Below are 20,994 nucleotides of genomic sequence, written 5' to 3'. Positions count from 1 at the left end.
TCTCTGGTGTGGCAGTACGGCGGGCCGTCCACGCCCTGATCCGCCTCGCTTCAGTGTGAACCCACGGCTTTGAGTGTGTGCCGGGGGCGGTAAATCCGCCAAATCCCCGCACAGGACTAACACTCAAAGCCGTGGATTCACACGGCAATTCAGTCGAAAATGCCCGGCGGAATGACCGGCGCGGCGTCCAGCAGCCGGGGATCGACCACCACGTTCAGCGCGTCGACAGCCTGCAGGTCGGCCAGCGATTCGACGGCCGACAGGAACCTGCGCTGCTCGGCCGGATCGACGATCCCGTCGGCGAGCTCGGTGAACTTGCCCACGTACTGCGGGCGCCGAAACGGCCGGGCGCCGAACGGGTGGGCGTCGGCGACGGCCAGCTCGTCGCAGATCACCTCGCCACTCTTGAGCGTCACCTCCGCGCGGGCCCCGAACGCCTGCTCGGCCGGGTCGGTCGAGTGGTAGCGGCGGGTCCATTCCGGGTCCTCGACGGTGGAGATCTTTCGCCACAGCTCGACGGTGCCGCGCCGGTGGGACCGTTCCGGGGCGTAGGAGCGCTCGTGGTGCCACGCGCCGTCCTGCAGCGCGACGGCAAAGATGTAGGGCAGCGAGTGATCCAGCGTCTCCCGTGACGCGTCGGGGTCGAACTTCTGGGGATCGCCGGATCCCGTCCCGATCACCACGTGGGTGTGGTGGCTGGTGTGCAGGACGATCGCCGCGACCTGGTCGAGGTCGCCGATGCGCGGGCCCAGCCGCCGGGCCAGGTCGATCGGCGCCTGGCTGTGGTACTCCGCCGAGTGCTCCTTGGTGTAGCTGTCCAGGATGGCGCGCTTGGGCTCCCCGGGGGCGGGCAACGGCACCCGATATTCGCGCTCGAACCCGCCCAGCAGCCGGGCGATCACCCCGTCCTCGCCCTCCCAGATCGGGGCCGGCGACCGCTCGCCACGCATTGCGCGGTCGACCGCCTCGATGGCGACCTTCCCGGCGTGCGCCGGCGCGAACGCCTTCCAGCTGGAGATGAAGCCCTTGCGCGATTGGCGGGTGCTGGTGGTCAGGTGCAGCGCCTGCCCGATCGCGTGGTAGATGGTTTCGGTGTCGAGCCGCAGCAGGGTGCCGAGGCCGGCGGCCACCGCGGGCCCGAGATGCGCGACGTGGTCAATCTTGTGCTCGTGCAGGCAGATTCCGCGGGCCAGGTCGATCTGGACCTCGTAGGCGGTGGCCACGCCGCGGATCAGGTCGGCCCCGCCCACGCCGAGCTGTTGCGCCACCGCGACAAGCGGGGGGATGGTGTCGCCGGGGTGCGAGTACTCCGCGGCCAGAAACGTGTCGTGGAAGTCGAGCTCGCGCACCGCGACGCCGTTGGCCCAGGCCGCCCATTCCGCCGAATACGCACCCTCGACGCCGAAGACCCGCGCGCCCCGTTCGGCGCGATGCGCCAGCGCCTGTCGACGGGCCACGGTGACGGGCCGGCGCAGCACGGCCGCGGCGCTGACGGCAGCGTTGTCGATGATCCGGTTGGCCACCATCTCCGCCGTTTCCGGCTCGACGGGCACCGGGTCGGCCGCGACCTGTGCGATCTTGGCGGCCAGGTGCTCCCCGCGCGGGAAGTCGTCGGCGCTGCGCCGCGCCCGGACCGTGTGCACCAGCATGACCAATGAGTACGTGACGCCGCAGCCCACGACAAATGGAGTATGCCGCTACTCAATCCCGATCGGTCGCACCGCCGGATGCTGATCGGGTGACCGATGATCTCAGCGAGCGCGAAGCCGCGCTGCGTCGATTGCCGATGCCGTACTCGCTGGCACTGCGACTGCGCGAGGCCGGCGTGGCGCACAAGGTGATCGCCGAATACGTCGGTGTCGAGGACTCGTCCCTGGACGGCTTCTACCGGATCGCCGAACAGAAACTCACCGCGCTGCAGCAGCAACGCGAGCCTGAAGTCGACGAAGGGATTCGCAATGCCGGTATTGGGTGAGCGCGCGGTCGTTTTGGGGGCGAGCATGGGCGGGCTGCTCGCCGCGAGGGTGCTGGCCGATTTCTTCGACACCGTGACGGTGTTCGAGCGCGACGAGCTGTCCGACGATCCCGTCAACAGGCGGGGGGTGCCGCAGGGTCGGCACGTTCACGCGCTGTTGCCGCGCGGCGCTCGCATCCTCGACGAGCTCTTCCCCGGGCTCCTCGGCGAGCTGCTTGCCGCCGGCGCGCCCGTCTGGGACGACGGGGACCTGTCCAAGGGGTACTTCTGCTACAACGGCTACCGGGTGTTGCCGTCGGGCGTGGTAGCCGGGGACTACACCGAAATGGCGCTGTACATGCCTAGCCGGCCGCTCCTCGAGTGCCACGTTCGGCGGCGCCTACAGCGGCTTGGCAACGTGAGGATCCATGACGGCCACGACGTCACGGCGTTGACGTCGACTTCCGACCGGAGTCGCATCACCGGAGTGCGGGTGGCGAACCGCGTGGCCGGCACCCCACCACGGGAGTTGGCGGCGGATCTCGTCGTCGACGCGATGGGCCGCGGTGCCCACACGCCTGCCCTGCTCGAGAAACTTGGCTACGGGCGCCCGGCCGAGGACCACATCACCATGCACACGACGTACGCCAGCCAGCCGCTGCGGATCCCGCCCGGCACCCTGACGGAAAAGTTGGCCCTGATCAGCCCCGCGCCCGGCCGGCCGAAGGGCATGTTCTTGGTCGGCTACGAGCGCGACACCTGGATATTCACGGTCTACGCGCTGGCCGGACATGAGCCGCCGCGTGACCTGCCCGGGATGTTGGCGTACGCCGAAGGTTACGGCCCGGCTCACTTGCTGGCGGCGGTGCGCGCCGGCGAACCGCTCGGGCCGGTGGTGCAGCATCGGATGCCGTCCAGCCAGTGGCGGCGCTACGACAAAATGCGGCGGCTGCCCGACGGCCTGCTGGCCTGCGGTGACGCGATCTGCAGCTTCAATCCGATCTATGGGCAGGGCATGTCGGTGGCGGCGCTGGACGCCGTGGCGCTGCGGGACTGCCTGCGCCGCGGCGTTACGGACTTGCCCCGCCGGTACTTTCGTGCCACGGCCAAGACAATCGGTGTGGCGTGGCGGACCGGAGCCGCTTCCGACCTTGCCTTCCCCGAAGTCCAAGGGCGACGGACGCCGTCGATGCGCGTTGCGAATCGGCTCGTGGATCGCGTGCTGGCCGCATCCGAGTCCGACACGGTGATCGGCACCCAGTTCTTCAGGGTCACCGGGCTCCTCGATCCCCCGACCCGCCTGCTTCGCCCGTCGTTCCTGTACCGGGTGGGCGCCGTCAATCGGCGTGACAGGCAACGACATTCGCGGTCCGAACATGCTGTTGTCGACAGCACCGGTACCCCGTACGCAAGTATCCAGGAATAAGGAGCGCCACCATGACCGCGATAGACGACGTCACGAGCGTTCGTCAGCGCCGCGAGGAAATCATCATGCGGCACGCCGAGGCCGAGAACCGGCACGACGTCGAGGCAACTATCGCCACATTCCATCGTCCGCGCTACGAGGTGAACGGCCAACTCAGCGATGGCGAGTCCGCCGTTCGAGAATTGCTGCAGGGCTTGATGAGCGCGTTTCCGGATCTGCACGCCGAGGTCGGCAAGCTGCGCCATGCCGACGATGCCGTATTCGGCGAGACGGTTATCACCGGTACCCATCTCGGAGAATGGGCGGGCATCCCGGCTACAGGACGCCGGGTGGAGGTTCCGATCGCCGGAATTTTCGAGTTCGACGGCGACAAGCTCCTGTGCGAGAAGGTCTACATGGACTTCGCTGCGGTGCTGACGCAGATCGGTGTGCTCGGAGGATAGAGATGTCGAGCGTTATCGCAGTACCCGGAATAATGACCTCGGCCGCAACGGATTTGGCAACGATCACTTCGAATCTCAACGCCGCGCACCTGATGGCGGCGCCCCCGACGCTGGCGGTGCTGCCGGCCGCCGCGGACGAAATCTCGACGGGTGTCGCGCACCTGTTCTCCCGGTACGCCGAGGACTACCAACGGCTGGCCGGGAAGGCGGCGGACTTTCAGGAGCAATTTGCGCAGCACCTGACCGCGGGCGCGGGCGCGTATGGCGGCGCCGAGGCCGCCAACACCGCGTTGCTGCAGCCACTCGGCGATATTGCGGGTTCGATCGGCACCGTCGGGAGCCAGCTACTCAATACGGTCGCCACCTTTCGAGGTGCGTTCGTCACCGCATTGACGCCCGTTTTGGCGGTTGTCGCGTTCATAGCGATTATCGCGATAATCGTGGCGGCCGTCCTGATACTGCAGCTACTCAATGGGGCGGGGTTTACCTATCTTCTCGGTTTGATCGGTTTGTGACACTGCGGGGCGCCTCCTCACCAGTTTTAAAGCGAATGGTTGAAATTTGCCGCAGCCTTGCCCGGGTGTTCCTATGCTGTCCCGATGCGTTTGTCGTGGCCCCTAACTGGGCGCACGGAGGAGTTACGGAGCATCGGGACCGCGATTGCGGATTCCGACTCCGCTGGCATCCTCGTGTGCGGCGCGGCGGGCGTCGGCAAGAGCCGAGTCGCCCGGGAGGCGCTCGCACTGGCCGCTTCGCAAGGCTGCGTCGTCCGTTGGGTCGTGGGCACCACCGCGGGCCGGCTATTGCCCTTCGGCGCACTCTCCTCGTGGACCACACCGGCCGGGGTTGACAGCCTCCAACTGGTACGCGCGGTGATCGAGGAGCTCACCGCCTCCCCGGACGGCGCCCCGGTGGTCATCGGTGTCGACGACGCGCATCTGCTCGATGACCTGTCGACCTTCGCGCTGCAGCAGATCGTCCAGCGGGCCGGCGCGAAACTCGTCCTCACGGCCCGCAGTGGAGAACCAATCCCCCCGGCGACGCGGGAACTGTGGACGGGAAGCGCGTTCGACCGACTCGACGTCCAGCCGTTGTCTGCGGATGAGACGACGACACTGGTGTCGACCGTCCTCGACGGTCCGCTGGATCCGCATGCGGCCGAATGGTTGTGGCGGCTGACCCGCGGTAACCCGTTGTATCTGCGCAACATCGTCGAGCGAGAATTCGCCGACGGCCGGCTCGTGGCCGATCGTGGCTGCTGGCAGTGGACCGGCGAACCGGTGCTGCCGCCGAGCCTGCTCGAGTTGGTCGATTCTCGGATCGGCGCGGTCCCGCCCGCGGTCGGCGACGTCGTCGACCTGCTCGCCGTCGGTGAACCAATCGAGTTGGGGTCACTGGCGCGAATCACCAATGCGGCGGCGGTCGAGGAGGCCGACCTGCGCAGCCTCGTCACCCTGGAAACCGTGGAAGACCGGACGGAGGTGCGCCTCGCCCATCCCCTCTACGCCGAGGTGCGCAGGCAACGCACCGCTCCGACGAGGCTTCGCCGCTTGCGCGGGCTCGTCGCCGCCGAACTCGGTTCATCGGAGCGGTGCGATGACATGCGAACCGTGGTGCGGCGCGCGGCGTTGAGCCTGGACTCCGATCTGACACCCGACGCCGATCTGCTGCTCCGCGCGGCGCAGGGCGCCGTATGGCTCGCCGACCTGCCGCTGGCGGACCGACTGGCGGAGGCCGCCATCCGCTCCGGCGCGGGTGCTGAAGCGAACTTCGTTCGGGCGCATGCACTTTCATGGCTGAGCCGCGGCCAAGAAGCCGACGATGTGCTCGCCGAAATTCCGCCGACACAGCTCGATGATGTGAACCAGCCTCGCCGCGCGTGCCTGCGCGCGGTGAACATGTTGTGGTCACTGGCGGACGGCGACGCCGCCAAGCGGCACATCGACGACGCCATGGCCGATACCTCGCCGCGCGCCCAGGGAAGTCTCAACGCGTTCGCGACCATGTACTGGGCGGCGATGGGGCGACCGGACACCGCCATGGCATCGGCGCGGGAACTCGAGATCGACCTTCTGCCCGCGGTCGTCGGGGCAGTGGCGAGCTGGGGGATCGTCGCAGCCGCCGGCGACCTCGGCCGCGGCTCCGAGGCGGTGGCCGCCGCGGAGCGCGCCTACACCATCGCGGTCCGCGCGTTCGACGCCGCCCACATGCGGTTCGTGATCGCCGATGCCCACCTGGGCGCACTTCTGCTGGCCGGTCGGATAAACGAGGCAGTGTGCCTGGCCGAGCACCTGCGTCAGGAGGCCGCCAGCCTGCCGGGCGCCGCGTCGCTGATCAGCACCGCGTTGGTGGGCCGCGCCGCCCTCGGCGCCGGTCGCCTCGACGAGGCGACCGCGCTGTTGCCGCCGGTCGTCGACACCTTGGTCGCCGTCGGCGAGCAGAACGGCTTCACCTACCGGTATCGGTTGCCGATCGTCACCGCGCTGGCCATTCGAGGGCTTGACGACGAGGCCGCCGCCGCGCTCGCCACGCTGGAGCAACACCGCCATCCCAGCTGGCTGTACTTGGACTACGAGCACGGCATCGCCAAGGCCTGGGTGGCGGCGTGTCAAGGTGCGGTCAGTGCGGCGATCGGCATCGCCGGGTCGGCGGCCGAAACAGCCCGTGCCAACGGACAATTCGCCGCGGAAGTGCTGTGCCTGCAGGCGGCCACCCAGTTCGGTGACACCCGGTGCGCGCCCCGACTGCGAGAGTTGGAAACCCTCGTGGAAGGTCCGCGCGCCGGCATCGCGGCGCGGTTCGCGGCCGCCCTGCACGCCGGCGACGGGGCCGAATTGGAAGCGGTGTCATCGCACTTCGAGGAGATCGGGGACTTGGTCGCCGCGGTTGATGCGGCCGCGCACGCGGCCATCGCCTATCGCCGCGCCGAGTTGCGGGGCTCGGCGTTGAAGTGCTCGGCTCGAGCGGACGCGCTGGCCGAAAAGTGCGGCGGCGCCAGCACTCCGGCGCAGCGCCAGGCCACCGAACGGTTGCCCTTCACCGATCGGGAGCGCGAGATCGTGACGTTGCTCGGCTCCGGACTGTCCAGCCGAGCGGTGGCCGAGCGGCTGACGCTATCCGTGCGTACGGTCGAGGGCCATATCTATCGGGCCATGGCCAAAACGGGCGCCACCAGCCGCGACGAACTCGCGGCATTGTTGCGCCACGATCGATCGGGTTGACGGGTTGGGGCCGCCGTTTCGTCAGATTTGCAACGCCGGCCGCGGTTTGGTGCTGAGCTATCCCATGAAGGGAGGTGCGCAGCGTGTCCCGGTTCAAGTCGTGGCTCGGCGAGCCCGATCACTTCGACTGGATCACGGCTACCTTGCGCGAGCGCGGACTGCTTCGCGCGGCACAGGTGACGCTGGCTGTCATCTCCTCGATATCGGCGCTGGTACCGGTGGCCACCATGCTCAGCACGCGTCGCCCGACGGCCGAGGTCGTGCTCGTCGACGCCGGCGCCGCGGTCTTCGTCGTGGCGGTGAGCGTCTACTGGTTGACGCGCTGGCCGACCCGGGTGCAATCGGAGGTTTTCGGAGTTATCGCCGCGACGTGCATCGCGGGGTGGAGCCTGACCCAGCCGACCGCGGCCCTGGCGGCCGTCGGCTGCTGCGCCATGGCAACGAACAGCGGGTATGTCGCCCTTTTCCACAACAATAAATTTCTGGCGTTCAGCGCCACCCTGGCGGGCATCGTCACCGTCGCGACCGCGGCGCACCTGGCCCACGAGGTCGACGTCGGAACCGGGCTCGCCGCGTTTTGGGTGATCGCAATGCTCAACGTGTCGTTCCCGGTGGCGATGCGCGGGATGTCGCGGGCCATCGGGACCTACGCCGAGCTCGCCGACGAAGACGCGCTGACCGGGCTGTTCAACCGCCGAGCGTTCATCGCGGCTCTCACCCGCAGACTGCGCGAGCCGCGCGCCGACGATACCCATCTGACCATCACCATGGTCGACCTGGATGCGTTCAAACGCATCAACGACACCCTCGGCCACGCCGCGGGTGACCGCGCACTGGTCGCCGTCGCCGAGGTGCTGCAGCAGCAAGCGGCGCCGACGGCGGTGCTGTGCCGCGCGGGCGGCGAAGAGTTCCTGATCGCCGCCATCGGCCCATCGCCGGACGCCGAGGCGATCTCGGCGGGATTGGGCGCTGCCATCGCCGCCCTTCCGCAGGGGCTGACCGCCAGCATCGGTACGGCCACCGCCGAATTGTCCCCGATGGGCACCTCCGACATTCCCGGGCTCATCGAAAAACTCATCGATGTCGCGGACAGCGCGATGTACACCGCCAAACGCCGCGGCGGCAATCAGGCCCATCACCTCTGACCCGTCGCGTCAAGGGATTTGAAGCGCCCGAGAAATCGGGGTGAACACGCTCCTGCCGGCACCGTGTTCGGTGTAGTTTGCTGCTGGGGCGGGCCAGGTGAAGGAGCCAGTCGTGTCAGACGTTGATTACTGCGTGGTCGGGGCCGGGTTCGCGGGCTTGACGGCCGCCCTGCGGCTGAAGCAGGCCGGTCGCTCGGTGGCCTTGCTGGAGGCGCGTGACCGGGTCGGCGGTCGCACGTTCACGGTCACTCGCGACGACGGCACCTGGATCGACCGCGGCGGCGCCTGGGTCGGGCCGGGCCAGGATCGCATCCACGCGATGATGGACGAATTCGGCGTGCCCGAATACAAGCAGCACAACGACGGCGACGCGATGATGATCGTCGAGGGCAAGAAGCACCGCTACGGCGGCACCATCCCCTGGTCGATGAGCCCATGGGCGGTGGCCAACCTCGGCGTCGGTTTGCTCTCGATCGAGAACATGTGCAAATCGGTGCCGCACGAAGCGCCGTGGGAGGCGAAGAACGCCGCCGAGTGGGACCGCATCAGCCTGGGGGAATGGATCGACAAGAACACCATGTCCAGGCAGGCCCGCGAGATGCTGGACATGGCGTTGTCCGGTGTGTACACCTCGGCCGGGTCGGAGACGTCGCTGCTGTGGGCGCTGCACCAGATGGGGTCGGGCGGCGGGCCCACCTTCGTCATCTCGGGCAAGGGCGGCGCCCAGGACGCCCGGCCCATCGGGGGGATGGGCGCCATCTACCGGCAGATCGTCGCCGAACTTGGTGAGGCACTGCACCTTTCGCGTCCCGTCCGACAGATCACCCAGGACGCCGACGGTGTGACGGTCGCCGCGGACGGCTTGACGGTGCGGGCGCGGCGGGTCATTGTCGCGATCCCGCTCGCCATCGCCAGTTCGATTGTGTACGAGCCGATGTTGCCGGTGGATCGGGCATTTCTGCACCAGCGCATGCCAAGTGGCGCCGTCATCAAGATCTCGATGATCTACGACGAGCCGTTCTGGCGGGCGGACGGGTTGTGCGGGCAGTCGGCCGCGCCGGGGTCACCGGCCACGCTCACCATCGACGCCTGCACCGACACCGCGGACCTCGGGATCATGTGCGTGATCACGGAGGGGCCGGCCGCGCGTCGGCTGACAACAATGGACGAGGCCGATCGGAGGGCGGCGGTCATCGCCGAAGTGGTCGATCGGTTCGGCGGCAAGGCCAAATCGCCGCTGGAATTCCACGAGCAGAACTGGACCACCGAGCGCTACTCCGGTGGCGGCATGATCGGCCACGCCCCGACCGGCGTGCTGACCGAATTCGGGTACACCCTGCGGGAGCCCTGCGGTCGCGTGCACTGGGCCGGCACGGAGAGCTCGGCGATCATGTGCGGGTGGATAGACGGCGCGGTCCGCTCGGGCGAGCGCGCCGCGGCCGAGGTGATGGCGACCGAAACGGCCGCGGCCGCAGTCACTTAGCCGGTTGACATGCCCAGGGCGCGGGCAGCACGCCGCTGTGCTACCCGCGCCTGGGGGGCATCGGTCAGGCCCAGCCGGAGCCCACGGCCGAATCGGTGCTGGCCATGTTGCTGCCCGCGGACTGAACCTTGGCGCCGTGGGAATTGGCCTGCTCGTAGATCACCTGGAAGTTGCGGCCCAACTGCGTGATGAATTCCTGGCAGGCCACCGACCCGGCGCCGCCCCAGAAATCCCCCGCCGCCAACACGTCTCGCACGATCGCCTGGTGTTCGGCCTCCAGCGACGCCGCCTGGGCCCGGATCAGGGCTCCGTGCGAGTCGACGTCACCAAATTGGTAGTTGATCGTCATTGCCAAATCTCCTAGCTGCTCAACGCTTGCTGCGAAGCCTGCTCTTGCTGCTCGTAGTTGTTGGCGTCCCGGACCAGCCCGTCGCGCACGCCCTGCAGCATGTTCACGATGTTGCGGAACGCCTGATTCATTTGTCCCATCGTGTCGTAGGACGCCGCCTGGGCCGCGCCACTCCAGCCGGCGCCCGAAATGTTTTGCGACGACGCCCACATGCGTCGCGCCTCGTCCTCGACCGTCTGGGCATGCACCGAGAAACGGCTCGCCATTTCCCGCATCGCGTACGGATCGGTCATAAACCGAGTAGTCATCACTTTGCTCCTTTCATGAAAGTTCTTGTTGCCGAACATGGTTGGTAGAAGTGGATCACCCCCGCCCTATCCGACCCCGACCCGCGGCACCACGCTGGGGCGCGACTGCACCACATGCGGACTGGCCCCGCCGCGGCCCAACATCCCGCCCGCCGCTCCGCCGCCCATGCCGCCCATCGGCATCGGCATCATCGGCATGCCGCCCGCCGCCGCACCGACTCCCCCGGCGCCGCCGGGCATTTCGCCGCCCAACCCGGACATCGCCGCGCTGACCATCCGCGCCGGCAGCGACCCCTGCCACGTCGGGGGCACCGACACCGACCCCACCAGTCGGGCCTTGCCCAAACCCGCCGCGATGGGAGAACCCGGTCCCCCGCCGCCGAGCGGCGTCGTCGCCGGTGCGGTGCTGCCGACGAACTTCGGGGCGTCGGCCCCCACCGCCGCGGCGTTGGCCAATCCCGCCGTGCCGGCGTTCGCCCCTTGGGCGAGCGACATGATCGGCGACATCAGCATGCTGACGGGCAACGTCGCGACCTGGGCCAGCGACGACAGCGACTGGGGCGCCCCGGAAACCAGCGATTGCAGCGCGGCCACCAAGGCCGAGAGGGGATCGGCCGCCCCGCCGCCCTGCGCCGCCATTCCAGCCACGTCGGCCGGCAGCGCCGCGAACGGCGTCAGCGACGACGCCACCGACATCGCTCCGGCGTGGTAACCGGCCATCGCGGCGACGTCCTGGGCCCACATCTCCATGTAGTGGAACTCCGTGGCCGCGATCGCCGGGAAGTTCTGGCCCAGAAAGTTGGTCGCCACCAACATCATCAGCTGCGCGCGGTTGGCGGCGACGGCGACGGGATGCACGGTCGCCGCCTGCGCCGCCTCGAACGCCGTCGCCGCCGCCCGGGCCTGCGCCGCCGCGCCTTCGGCCTGCGCCGCCGATCCGGCCAACCACGACACGTAGGGCGCCGCCGCGCTCGCCATCGCCTCCGACGCCGGGCCCGTCCACGGGCCACCGGCCAATGCCGAGACGATGGAGTCGAACGACGACGCCGACGACCGCAGGTCGGCGGCCAACCCGTCCCAGGCCGTCGCCGCCACGAACAGTGGGCCCGCGCCGGCGCCGGCATACATTCGCGCCGAGTTGATCTCCGGTGGCAACAACGAAAAGTCCGACATCACAACCCCAACCATGCGAAGCGGTGGACCGAAATACGTCGGTCAGAGCTCGTAGATTCGCGGGGCCAGGGGTCGTAGATCGTCATTCGTACAAGGTCCTAGTGGAAAAACCCGGCCTGGGAGCTGCCGTGGTTGAAGGCGCCGGAGCTAAAGTTGCCCAGGTTGGCGATGCCCGACGAGAGCAGGCCCGTGAGCCCGATGCCGGTGACGTCGGCGCCCGCGTTGCCGATGCCCACGGCGAAGATGCCCGAGTTGTTGATGCCCGCGTCGACCCCGCCGCCGGTGTTGTGGAAGCCGGAGTTGAAGCCCGCGCCGGTGTTCATGAAGCCGGAGTTGTCGAAACCTCCGTTGAAGAACCCTGAACTCCCCGCGCTGGCGTTACCGAAACCGGAGCTGGTGATACCGGCCGGGGTGATCGCGCTGAAGAAGCCGGTGTTGAGGTCGCCGGTGTTGAAGGCGCCCGTGTTGGTGTTGCCCGCGTTCGCCCATCCGGTGTTCAGCATGCCGGTGTTTAAATCGCCGGTGTTGTCGCCACCCGTGTTGAGGCTGCCGGTGTTGTGGCCGCCGGAATTTCCGAAGCCAAAATTGGAGGAGCCCGCGTTGCCGGCGCCGAAGTCGAACGACGCCCCGTTGCCGAAGCCGAAGTTGACCTCGCCGGCATTCCCGAATCCGGTGTTCGTGGCGCCCGAGTTCCAGAACCCGGTGTTGGTGTCGCCCGCGTTGCCGAACCCGAAATTGCCGGTGCCCGAGTTGAAGAAGCCGACGTTGTTGTTGCCCGAGTTGAAGAAGCCGATGTTGCCGGTGCCCGAGTTGCCGAAGCCGAGGTTGGCGCTGCCCGAGTTCAGCGCGCCGAAGCCGACCTGGTTGTCGCCGGTCAGCCCGAAGCCGATGTCGTTGTTGCCGGTGTTGCCGAAGCCGAAGTCGTGGCTGCCCGTGTTGCCGAAGCCGACGTCGTTGCTGCCGCGGTTCCCCGAGCCCATGTTTCCGCTGCCGAGGTTTCCGCTGCCGACGTTGGTGTTGCCGAGGTTTCCGCTGCCGACGTTTCCGGCGCCGCCATTGCCGTTGCCGAAGTTGTTGTTGCCGGAGTTGCCGCTGCCCACGTTTCCGTTGCCGAGGTTGCCCATGCCCACGTTGGTGTTGCCGACGTTGCCGGCGCCCAGGTTTTGGTTGCCGAGGTTCCCACCGCCGAGGTTGAGGTTGCCGAGGTTGCCCAGGCCGAGGTTGATGTTCGGCAAAGTAGCCTGGGCCAGTTGGGCGGCCACCGCCATGGCGCCGCCGTGATAGCCGACCATCGCCGACACGTCGGCGGCCCACATCTGTTCGTACTGCGCCTCGGCCGCCGCGATCGCCGGAGCGTTGAGCCCCAACAGGTTTGAGCGCACCAACGAAACGAATTGGTTGCGGTTGGCCGCCACCGCGGCTGGGTGCACCGTCGCCGAGACCGCCGCCTCAAACGCCGACGCGGCCGCCCGCGCCTGACCCGCCGCCCCCTGTGCCCGGGCCGCCGCTGCCGACAACCACCCAACATACGGCGCGGCCGCGCTCGTCATCGCCGCCGCCGCCGGACCCTGCCACGCCGCCCCCGCCAAACCCGACGTCACCGAACCGAAAGACGAAGCCGCCGCACCCAACTCGCCCGCCAGCCCTTCCCACGCCGACGACGCCTCCAACATCGAACCCGGCCCCGCGCCCAAATAGACTCGCGCCGAATTGATCTCCGGTGGCAACACAAAAAAGCTCATCACAACAGTCCCGTCAGTGGAAGAAGCCGGCCTGCTCGCTTGCCTTGTTGAACACGCCCGAACTTTCGGTACCGGAGTTGCCGATGCCCCCGTCGAAGTCGCTCGTGTTGGCGATGCCGGCGCTTTCGAAGCCGGAATTCGCGATGCCGGCGTTGAAGTCTCCGGAGTTTTGGATGCCGGCGCCAAAGACGCCCGTGTTCCCGAAGCCGGAGTTGAACGCGACTCCGGTGTTCTCGAAGCCCGACGAGTTCGAGCTCGAGTTGAAGAAGCCCGAGGAGCCAAAGCTGTTGCCGAAGCCCGAACTTGTGACACCCAGCTGGGTGACCGCGCTGCCGAAGCCCGTGTTCAGGCTTCCCGAGTTGAAGCCACCCGTGTTGGTCGCACCCGAGTTCGCCCACCCCGTGTTGTTGGATCCCGAGTTGAAGTCGCCGGTGTCAAACGCTCCCGAGTTTCCGCTGCCCGTGTTGAGGGCGCCGGAGTTCCCGAAGCCCATGTTCAACGTGCCGGCGTTCCCGTAACCCACGTTGTTGAGGCCGGCGTTGCCCCATCCCAGGCTCTCGGCGCCACCGTTGCCGAAGCCGGTGTCGACCGAGCCACCATTCCAGAAGCCGGTGTTTGTGTCGCCGCCGTTGCCGAAGCCGAAGTTGCCGATCCCGGAGTTGAAGAAGCCGACGTTGTTGTTGCCCGAGTTGAAGAAGCCGATGTTGCCGGTGCCCGAGTTGCCGAAGCCGAGGTTGCCGCTGCCGGAATTCAGTGCGCCGAAGCCGATCTGGTTGTCGCCGGTGAGCCCGAAGCCGATGTCGTTGTTGCCGCTGTTGCCGAAGCCCGTGTCATGGCTGCCGGTGTTGGCGGCGCCCACGTTGTTGTTGCCTTGGTTCCCGAAGCCAATGTTGCCCTGGCCGCGGTTCCCACTGCCCACGTTGCCGCTGCCCAGGTTTCCGTTGCCGATGTTTGCGTTGCCCTGGTTTCCGGTTCCGGTGTTCTGGCTGCCGCTGTTTCCGCTGCCGACGTTGCCGCTGCCGAAGTTTCCGCTCCCGAGGTTGGTGCTGCCGACGTTGCCGCTGCCCAGGTTCTGGTTTCCGAAGTTTCCGTTACCCACGTTCGAATTGCCGGTGTTTCCACTGCCGAAGTTGGTATCGCCCCGGTTTCCGCTACCCAGGTTCTGGTTGCCGGTGTTTCCGCCGCCGAGGTTGAGGTTGCCGATGTTGCCCAGGCCAAGGTTGATGTTCGGCAGGGCGGCCTGAGTCAGTTGGGCGGCCACCGCCGAGGCGCCGCCGTGATAGCCGACCATCGCCGACACGTCCGCGGCCCACATCGCCTCGTACTGCGCCTCGGCCGCCGCGATCGCCGGCGCGTTGAACCCCAACACATTCGACCGCACCAACGACACCAACTCGCCACGGTTGGCCGCCACCGCCGCCGGATGCACCGTCGCCGACACCGCCGCCTCAAACGCCGACGCCGCCGCCCGCGCCTGACCCGCCGCCCCCTGCGCCGGCGCGGCCGCCGCCGACAGCCACCCCACATACGGCGCCGCCGCCTCCGTCATCGCCACCGCCGCCGGACCCTGCCACGCCGCGCCCGCCAACCCCGACGTCACCGAACCGAAAGACGAAGCCGCCGAGCCTAACTCACCCGCCAAACCCTCCCACGCCGCCGCCGCGTCCAACATCGGCCCCGGCCCCGCACCCAGATACACCCGCGCCGAATTGATCTCCGGCGGCAACACCAAAAAATTCATGGAAAGTCCTTACTGGAAGAAGCCCGACTGCGCGTCGCGCCTGTTGAAGAAGCCGGAGTCGTCGTTGCCCGAGTTGCCGATGCCCGAGTTGAAGACATTCGAGTTGCCGATGCCGATGTTGTCGAAGCCGGTGTTGCCGATCCCGGCCAGGAAGCTGCCCGAGTTGCCGATGCCGACGTTGTTGCCGTTGCCCGAGTTTCGGAAGCCCGACTCGAAGGCCAGGCCGCTGTTTTGGAAGCCGGAGGTGTCGCCGCCCGCGTTGAAGAAGCCGGAGCTGTCCAGGCCGGTGTTGCCGAAGCCGGAGTTCTTGACCCCGGCCGGAGTGATGCCGCTGCCGAAGCCGGTGTTCAGGTTGCCCGAGTCGAAGCCGCCGGTGTTGCTGGCGCCCGAATTCCCCCACCCGGTGTTGAAGTTGCCGGCGTTGAAGTCACCGGTGTTGAGCGAGCCGGCGTTGCCGCTGCCCGTGTTCTGGAAGCCGGAGTCCCCCATCCCGAAGTTCTGCGAGCCGCCGTTGAACATCCCCATGTTGTTCGAGCCGCCGTTGCCCGCACCGAAATTGCTGAATCCGCTGTTGAGGAAGCCGGTATTGGCCAGACCCGAGTTGGCGAACCCGGTGTTTATGCTGCCCGAGTTCTCGAAGCCGAAGCTGTGGTTGCCGGAGTTGAAGATGCCGACGTTTCCGGTGCCCGAGTTGAAGAAGCCGATGTTGCCGGTGCCCGAGTTGCCGAAGCCGATGTTGCCGCTGCCGGAATTCAGTGCGCCGAAACCGATCTGGTTGTCGCCGGTCAGCCCGAAGCCGATGTCGTTGTTGCCCGTGTTGCCGAAACCGAAGTTGTGGTTGCCGGTGTTGGCGACGCCGACGTTGTTGCTGCCGCGGTTCCCGAAGCCCATGTTCGCGTCGCCGCGGTTCCCGCTGCCCATGTTGCCGCTGCCCAGGTTCCCGTTGCCGACGTTGGTGTTGCCGAGGTTTCCGGCGCCGACGTTGCCGATGCCGTTGTTCCCGAAGCCGGTGTTGTTGTTGCCGGCGTTGCCGCTGCCGAGGTTTTGGCTGCCGCGGTTGCCGTCGCCGATGTTGCCGATGCCGTTGTTCCCGTTGCCGACGTTGGTGTTACCGATGTTGCCGCTGCCCAGGTTCTGGTTGCCGGTGTTGCCGCTGCCCACGTTCCCGTCGCCGTGGTTGCCCCCGCCCACATTTCCGGCGCCGACGTTGCCGATGCCCAAGTTGGCCAGCACGTTTTGCGCCGCGGCCTGCATGGGCGCACCGATCATCGAAGCGTTGGCCGCCTCGGCCTCGGCATACATCGCCCCGCCGGCGCTCATGGCCCGGACGAATTGCTGGTGGAAGCCCGCGGCCTGGGCGCTCAGCGCCTGATACAGCTCGGCGTGCCCGGAAAACAGGGCGGCGATCGCCGCCGACACCTCGTCGGCACCGGCTGCGGCCAACGCGGAGGTCGGAGCCGCCGCCGCCGCGTTTGCCGCGCTCAACGCCGAGCGGATGCCCTCCAGATCCGCCGATGCGGCCGCCAGCATCTCCGGGGCCGCTACCACGTACGACATTGCCGTCCCTCCCGATCGCTCGCCGTCGGACGAAGCGTGAAAACGCAGCGAATTGCGATCCCGGCCCCCGACGTCTGTTGGAAACGAGTCAAATATGCGGGGGATTGCGTCGAACTAACGTCGGTCGAATCGCGTAGATACAGAACATGAGGGGTCGTAAATGCGGCGAGGCCCGGGGTCGTAGGACCACCTACGGCAAAGCGGCAGCCCGCGTCCGCGGGGCCGCCGTGACCCGCTCCGCGGCCTCGATGACCTCAACAGTTTTCCGTTGGTATTCGACCCTGGGTGGGTGGCATGAGCGAAACTGATGTGGGCGGGGGCATACGGTCATGGAACAGGAGTGACCCTGGCGTCAGAGAGTTTATGCCCACGGGAACGGTGACCCTGCTGGTCGCCGATTTCGAGGGCTCCGAGCGACTGTGGGAGTCCCGGCCGGAGCAAATGACGGCCGCGCTCGTGCGGCTGGATCGCGCCGCCTCCGAGGCCGTCCCCGCCCACGACGGCGTCCTGGTGATCGAGCCGGGTGCCGGCGACTGCTTCATGGCCGCTTTCGCGCACGCGACCGACGCGGTGGCGTGTGCTGTGGAGTTGCAGCGCGCGCCGCTGGCGCCGATCCGGCTGCGCGTCGGCGTGCACACCGGCGAGGTTCAGCTGGACGACGCGGGCGACTACGTCGGCTCGACCCCCGAGCGGGCGGCCCGCCTGCGCGAGCTGTCCCACGGCGGCCAGATCCTGCTCTCGGGCATCACCCGCGACCTGGTCGTCGACCAATTACCGGCCGACGCCTGGCTGACGGACCTCGGCACCCATCAGCTCGGCGACCTTCCGCGCCCCGAGCGGGTGGCGCAGCTGTGCCACTCCGACCTGGACGTCGAGTTCCCGCCGCTGCGCACCACCGGCAGCGTCGTGCCGCACGGCCTCCCAGTGCAGCTGACCCGGTTCGTGGGTCGCGTCACCCTGACCAACGACGTCGTCAAGGCGCTGTACGAGAACCGGCTGGTGACCCTGGCCGGCGCCGGCGGCGTCGGTAAGACCCGCCTGGCGGTTCAGGTGGCCGCGCAGGCGGCGGCCGAGTTCGACGGCAACGTGTGGTTTGTCGACCTGACCCCGGTCACCGACCCCGAGATTGTGCCGGTCGCGGCGCTTCGGGCGCTGGGCCTGCCCGACCAGCCGGGCCGCTCGGCGACGGACACGCTGGTGCGGTTCCTCGGCGACCGCCAGGTGTTGCTCGTCCTGGACAACTGCGAGCACCTGATCGACCAGTGCGCCGACCTGACGGTTGCGCTGCTGGGGGCCTGTCCGCAGTTGACGATCCTGACCACCAGCCGCGAGCCGATCGGGGTGGGCGGCGAGGTGACCTGGCGGGTGCCGTCGCTGTCGCTCGCCGACGAGGCGATCGAACTCTTCGTCGACCGGGCGCGCCTGGCGCGGCCCGACTTCGACATCGCCGTCGACGACACCGCCGCGGTGCGCGAGATCTGCGAGCGCCTGGACGGCCTGCCGCTGGGGATCGAGCTGGCGGCAGCCCGGGTGCGGATGATGTCCCTGACCGAGATCCTCGACGGGCTGCGCAACCGGTTCCGGCTGGTCACCGGCGTCCGTCCCGGGACGCGGCGCAAACGGACGCTGGGTGAATCGGTCGACTGGTCCCACGAGCTGCTGAGCGAGCCGGAGCGCGTCCTGTTCCGCCGGCTGGCGGTTTTCCCGGCCGGATTCGACCTGGACGCCGCGCGGGTCATCGGCGACGGCGACCCCGCGCAGCAGGTCCAGATCCTCGATCGGCTCGCCCAGCTGGTGGACAAGTCCCTCGTCGTGGCGGAAAACGCCGGTGACAGGACGCGCTTCCGGCTGCTCGACACGGTGCGCCACTACGCGAGGGCCAAGCTGCTCGAATCCGGTGAGGCCGACGAGGTGCACGCGCGGCACCGCGACTACTACGCGGCGCTGGCGGCCCTGCTGGACAGCCCCGCCGACCCCGACCATCAGCGCCGCATCGAACAGGTCGAGATGGAGATCGACAACCTGCGGGCCGCGTTCGCGTGGAGCCGCGAAACCGGTGACATCGAACGGGCGCTGGAGCTGACGTCGTCGCTGCAACCGCTGTGGCAGACCCGCGGCCGCATCCAGGAAGGGCTGGCGTGGCTCGAGGCCACCCTCCCCGAGGACGACGGCGGGATCTCGGCCGTGGTGCGCGGCCGCGCCCTCGCCGACAAGGCGGCCCTCGACGCGTCGCGCAGCATCGGCGACAACCTCGAGCAGGCGCAACAGGCCGTCGCGATCGCCCGCCAGATCGACGACCCCGCGCTGCTGGCGCGCGCGCTCACCGCCTGCGGCGCGATCGCCTCCTACAGCGCCGATGCGGCCCGCCCCTACCTGGCCGAGGCCATCGGCATCGCCCGCACGCTGGACGACCAATGGCGGCTGACCCAGATCCTGACCTGGCAGGCCAACGGCGCGTTCTACGCGGGCGATCCGGTCGCCGCGGAGGCGACCTCCCGGGAAGGCTGCGAGCTCGCCGCCTCGATCGGCGACCGGTTCCATGCGCGCTCGTGCCACTGGACCCTGGGCCTGGCGCACATGATGAAGGGCGAGTTGGTCAAGGCCGTCGAGCAGTTCGACGAGGTGACCGCCGATGCCGACGCGGCGCACGACGTCCTTTTCCGGTGGGGCGCGCGGCTGAGCCTCAGCCTGGTGCTCTCCTTCCAGGGCGAGGTCCAGGCGGCCGCCGCCGCGGCCACGGCGTCGCTGGAGGCCGCGGGCGATTTGTGGCCGTACAACGAGGGATTCAGCTACGCGGTGTTGGCCACCGCGGCGCTGGCCGCCGGCGATGTCGACGCGGCGGCCGCGGCCACCGAGGCGGCACAGCAGCGGGTGATCGCGGAGGGCGAGCTGGGTGCGGCGATCGCCAACCCGATCGCCGAGGTCGCCCTGGCGCGCGGCGATCTGATCGAGGCCGGCCGCTGGGCGGACCACCAGGTCGCCTCGTCGGCGGGCTGGCACCTGGCCCGGGCGCTGACCCGGCGCGCGCGCGTCGCGATCGCCAAGGGCGAGCCGGATCAGGCGGAGCGCGACGCCCACAAGGCGCTGGGCTGCGCCACCGAATACGGCGCGCACCTGGCCGTCCCCGACATCCTCGAGTGCCTCGGCCAGCTGGCCGCCGACGGCCTGAGTCATCGCGACGCGGCGCGGCTCCTGGGTGCCGCGGACACGATCCGGCGGCAGACCGGCGCGGTCCGGTTCCGGGTCTACGACGCGGGCCACGCGCGCACGGTCGCGGCGGTGCGCGACGCGATGGGCGGGCACGCCTTCGACGGCGCGTGGGCGGAGGGCGCCGGGCTTTCGCTCGACGAGATCGTCGCCTACGCGCGCCGCGGCCGCGGGGAACGTAAGCGCCCGACGAGCGGCTGGGCCTCCCTCACCCCGACCGAACGCGACGTCGCGCGCCTGGTCGCCGACGGGCTGGCCAACAACGAGATCGCCGCCCGGCTGTTCATCTCCCGGCGGACGGTGCAAACCCACCTCACGCACGTGTACGCGAAACTGGGCATCACCTCCCGCGTGCAGCTCGCCCAGGAAGTGACCGGCCGCGGCTGAGCGCCCCATGGCATAGCCAAATATGCCTAAGCACCGCGAACGCGCAGATCTACGACCCCCTGCCGCGCGCTATTTACGAGCTTTGACCGACGTTCGCCGCCCCGATGGTTCGCATCCTTGAGTCGATTGCTTGATGACTTTCGGGAGGAAAGCGATGTCGTTCGTGATAGTGGACCCCGGGCTGGTCGCGGCCGCGGCGGCGGATGTGGAGAACATCGGGTCGGCGCTCCGCGCCGCGCACGCGGCGGCGGCGGGCCCGACGACCGCGGTGCTGGCCGCCGGCGCCGACGAGGTGTCGACGGCGTTGGCGACCCTGTTTTCCGGGCACGCCGAGGCGTTTCAGGCGCTCAGCGCCGAGGCGGCGCTGTTCCATCAGCAATTCACCCAGACGATGAGCACCAGCGGCGCGATGTTCGCGGCCGCGGAGGCGGCCAACGTGTCGCCGCTGCAGAGCCTGCTCGACGCGGTCAACGCGCCGGTCCAGGCGGCGACCGGGCGTCCGCTGATCGGCAACGGCGCCAACGGCGCGCCCGGCACCGGCCAAAACGGGACCGACGGCGGGTGGTTGATCGGCAACGGCGGCGCCGGCGGGTCCGGCATCGGCGGCGGCACCAACGGGGGCGCCGGCGGGAACGGCGGAAACGGCGGGCTGATCGGCAACGGCGGCGCCGGCGGCGCCGGCGGAACCCCCTTGGCCCTGGCCGGCGCCGGTGGAGCCGGCGGCCACGGCGGGTCCGCGGGGCTGTTCGGCTCGGGGGGCGCCGGCGGGGCCGGCGGCAACTCGGACGTCGGGACCGGCGGGAACGGCGGGGCCGGCGGCAACGCCGGCATGCTCTTGGGCGCGGCCGGGACAGGCGG

The 20,994-nt window shown here is 68.9% G+C and carries 16 protein-coding genes; 9 read left to right on the top strand and 7 right to left on the bottom strand.

Annotated elements, in window-relative coordinates; translation table 11 throughout:
• Positions 1-149: 149 nt before the first annotated feature.
• Positions 150-1,649 (bottom strand): 2-methylcitrate dehydratase PrpD, encoded by a 1,500-nt coding sequence (gene prpD / locus A9X00_RS12925; protein WP_067153511.1) that lies wholly within the window; start codon positions 1,647-1,649, stop codon positions 150-152.
• Positions 1,650-1,738: 89 nt separating this feature from the next.
• On the opposite strand from prpD, the gene A9X00_RS12920 reads away from it, so the two are divergent.
• The 7 genes from A9X00_RS12920 to A9X00_RS12890 all read left to right on the top strand — a co-directional run bounded on the left by A9X00_RS12920 (position 1,739) and on the right by A9X00_RS12890 (position 9,672).
• The gene (locus A9X00_RS12920) at positions 1,739-1,975 is read left to right on the top strand and encodes a hypothetical protein (protein WP_067153505.1); all 237 of its coding nucleotides are present in this window, start codon (positions 1,739-1,741) and stop codon (positions 1,973-1,975) included.
• On the top strand, positions 1,959-3,380 hold the full coding sequence (locus A9X00_RS12915) for an NAD(P)/FAD-dependent oxidoreductase (protein WP_067153503.1): 1,422 nt from the start codon (positions 1,959-1,961) through the stop codon (positions 3,378-3,380). Before A9X00_RS12920 ends, A9X00_RS12915 begins: the two co-directional genes overlap by 17 nt.
• A gap of 11 nt (positions 3,381-3,391) precedes the next feature.
• Positions 3,392-3,823 carry an ester cyclase gene (locus A9X00_RS12910; RefSeq protein WP_067153501.1) on the top strand — a complete coding sequence of 144 codons (432 nt, stop codon included), beginning with the start codon at positions 3,392-3,394 and terminating at the stop codon, positions 3,821-3,823.
• Positions 3,824-3,825: 2 nt separating this feature from the next.
• The gene (locus A9X00_RS12905) at positions 3,826-4,338 is read left to right on the top strand and encodes a PE family protein (RefSeq protein ID WP_067153500.1); all 513 of its coding nucleotides are present in this window, start codon (positions 3,826-3,828) and stop codon (positions 4,336-4,338) included.
• A gap of 84 nt (positions 4,339-4,422) precedes the next feature.
• Complete coding sequence (locus tag A9X00_RS12900) at positions 4,423-7,044, top strand: LuxR C-terminal-related transcriptional regulator (protein WP_067153498.1); 2,622 nt, start codon at positions 4,423-4,425, stop codon at positions 7,042-7,044.
• Positions 7,045-7,127: 83 nt separating this feature from the next.
• Positions 7,128-8,189, top strand: coding sequence for a GGDEF domain-containing protein (locus tag A9X00_RS12895; RefSeq protein ID WP_156772059.1), 1,062 nt, complete (start codon positions 7,128-7,130; stop codon positions 8,187-8,189).
• Between the two features lie 112 nt (positions 8,190-8,301).
• Positions 8,302-9,672, top strand: a complete 1,371-nt coding sequence (locus tag A9X00_RS12890; protein WP_067153509.1) for an FAD-dependent oxidoreductase — start codon at positions 8,302-8,304, stop codon at positions 9,670-9,672.
• Positions 9,673-9,736: 64 nt separating this feature from the next.
• On the opposite strand, the gene A9X00_RS12885 is transcribed toward A9X00_RS12890, so the two are convergent.
• From A9X00_RS12885 to A9X00_RS30770, 6 genes are all read right to left on the bottom strand, one after another.
• The gene (locus A9X00_RS12885; protein WP_067153494.1) at positions 9,737-10,021 is read right to left on the bottom strand and encodes a WXG100 family type VII secretion target; all 285 of its coding nucleotides are present in this window, start codon (positions 10,019-10,021) and stop codon (positions 9,737-9,739) included.
• A gap of 11 nt (positions 10,022-10,032) precedes the next feature.
• A complete protein-coding gene (locus tag A9X00_RS12880) occupies positions 10,033-10,329 on the bottom strand; it encodes a WXG100 family type VII secretion target (RefSeq protein ID WP_067153507.1) in 297 nt (98 codons plus the stop codon).
• A gap of 66 nt (positions 10,330-10,395) precedes the next feature.
• Positions 10,396-11,505, bottom strand: coding sequence for a PPE family protein (locus tag A9X00_RS12875; RefSeq protein WP_197515148.1), 1,110 nt, complete (start codon positions 11,503-11,505; stop codon positions 10,396-10,398).
• Between the two features lie 95 nt (positions 11,506-11,600).
• Positions 11,601-13,244: a PPE family protein gene (locus A9X00_RS12870; RefSeq protein ID WP_067153490.1), complete on the bottom strand. Its 1,644-nt coding sequence runs from the start codon at positions 13,242-13,244 to the stop codon at positions 11,601-11,603.
• 13 nt (positions 13,245-13,257) lie between these two features.
• Positions 13,258-14,985 carry a PPE family protein gene (locus A9X00_RS12865; RefSeq protein WP_067153488.1) on the bottom strand — a complete coding sequence of 576 codons (1,728 nt, stop codon included), beginning with the start codon at positions 14,983-14,985 and terminating at the stop codon, positions 13,258-13,260.
• A gap of 9 nt (positions 14,986-14,994) precedes the next feature.
• Positions 14,995-16,542, bottom strand: coding sequence for a PE family protein (locus A9X00_RS30770; RefSeq protein ID WP_067153486.1), 1,548 nt, complete (start codon positions 16,540-16,542; stop codon positions 14,995-14,997).
• A 363-nt stretch (positions 16,543-16,905) separates the two neighbouring features.
• Here A9X00_RS30770 and A9X00_RS12855 point away from each other — a divergent pair, with 363 nt between their 5' ends.
• Both A9X00_RS12855 and A9X00_RS12850 read left to right on the top strand, forming a co-directional pair.
• Positions 16,906-20,136, top strand: a complete 3,231-nt coding sequence (locus A9X00_RS12855) for a LuxR C-terminal-related transcriptional regulator (protein ID WP_232006791.1) — start codon at positions 16,906-16,908, stop codon at positions 20,134-20,136.
• Between the two features lie 154 nt (positions 20,137-20,290).
• The coding region (locus tag A9X00_RS12850; RefSeq protein ID WP_156772058.1) for a PE family protein at positions 20,291-20,994 on the top strand (704 nt) is incomplete at its 3' end.

The sequence above is a fragment of the Mycobacterium sp. 1245805.9 genome (assembly GCF_001672915.1).
GTDB lineage: Bacteria > Actinomycetota > Actinomycetes > Mycobacteriales > Mycobacteriaceae > Mycobacterium.
The sequence above is the reverse complement of the archived record's forward strand: the minus strand, read 5'-3'. Positions and strand labels throughout refer to the sequence as shown.

Excerpts from the sequence above, each read along its gene's own strand:
- prpD (WP_067153511.1), bottom strand. The coding sequence starts at position 1,649 with ATGCTGGTGCACACGGTCCGGGCGCGGCGCAGCGCCGACGACTTCCCG.
- A9X00_RS12915 (WP_067153503.1), top strand. The coding sequence starts at position 1,959 with ATGCCGGTATTGGGTGAGCGCGCGGTCGTTTTGGGGGCGAGCATGGGC.
- A9X00_RS12910 (WP_067153501.1), top strand. The coding sequence starts at position 3,392 with ATGACCGCGATAGACGACGTCACGAGCGTTCGTCAGCGCCGCGAGGAA.
- A9X00_RS12905 (WP_067153500.1), top strand. The coding sequence starts at position 3,826 with ATGTCGAGCGTTATCGCAGTACCCGGAATAATGACCTCGGCCGCAACG.
- A9X00_RS12900 (WP_067153498.1), top strand. The coding sequence starts at position 4,423 with ATGCGTTTGTCGTGGCCCCTAACTGGGCGCACGGAGGAGTTACGGAGC.
- A9X00_RS12885 (WP_067153494.1), bottom strand. The coding sequence starts at position 10,021 with ATGACGATCAACTACCAATTTGGTGACGTCGACTCGCACGGAGCCCTG.
- A9X00_RS12880 (WP_067153507.1), bottom strand. The coding sequence starts at position 10,329 with ATGACTACTCGGTTTATGACCGATCCGTACGCGATGCGGGAAATGGCG.
- A9X00_RS12870 (WP_067153490.1), bottom strand. The coding sequence starts at position 13,244 with ATGAGCTTTTTTGTGTTGCCACCGGAGATCAATTCGGCGCGAGTCTAT.
- A9X00_RS12865 (WP_067153488.1), bottom strand. The coding sequence starts at position 14,985 with ATGAATTTTTTGGTGTTGCCGCCGGAGATCAATTCGGCGCGGGTGTAT.
- A9X00_RS30770 (WP_067153486.1), bottom strand. The coding sequence starts at position 16,542 with ATGTCGTACGTGGTAGCGGCCCCGGAGATGCTGGCGGCCGCATCGGCG.
- A9X00_RS12855 (WP_232006791.1), top strand. The coding sequence starts at position 16,906 with ATGCCCACGGGAACGGTGACCCTGCTGGTCGCCGATTTCGAGGGCTCC.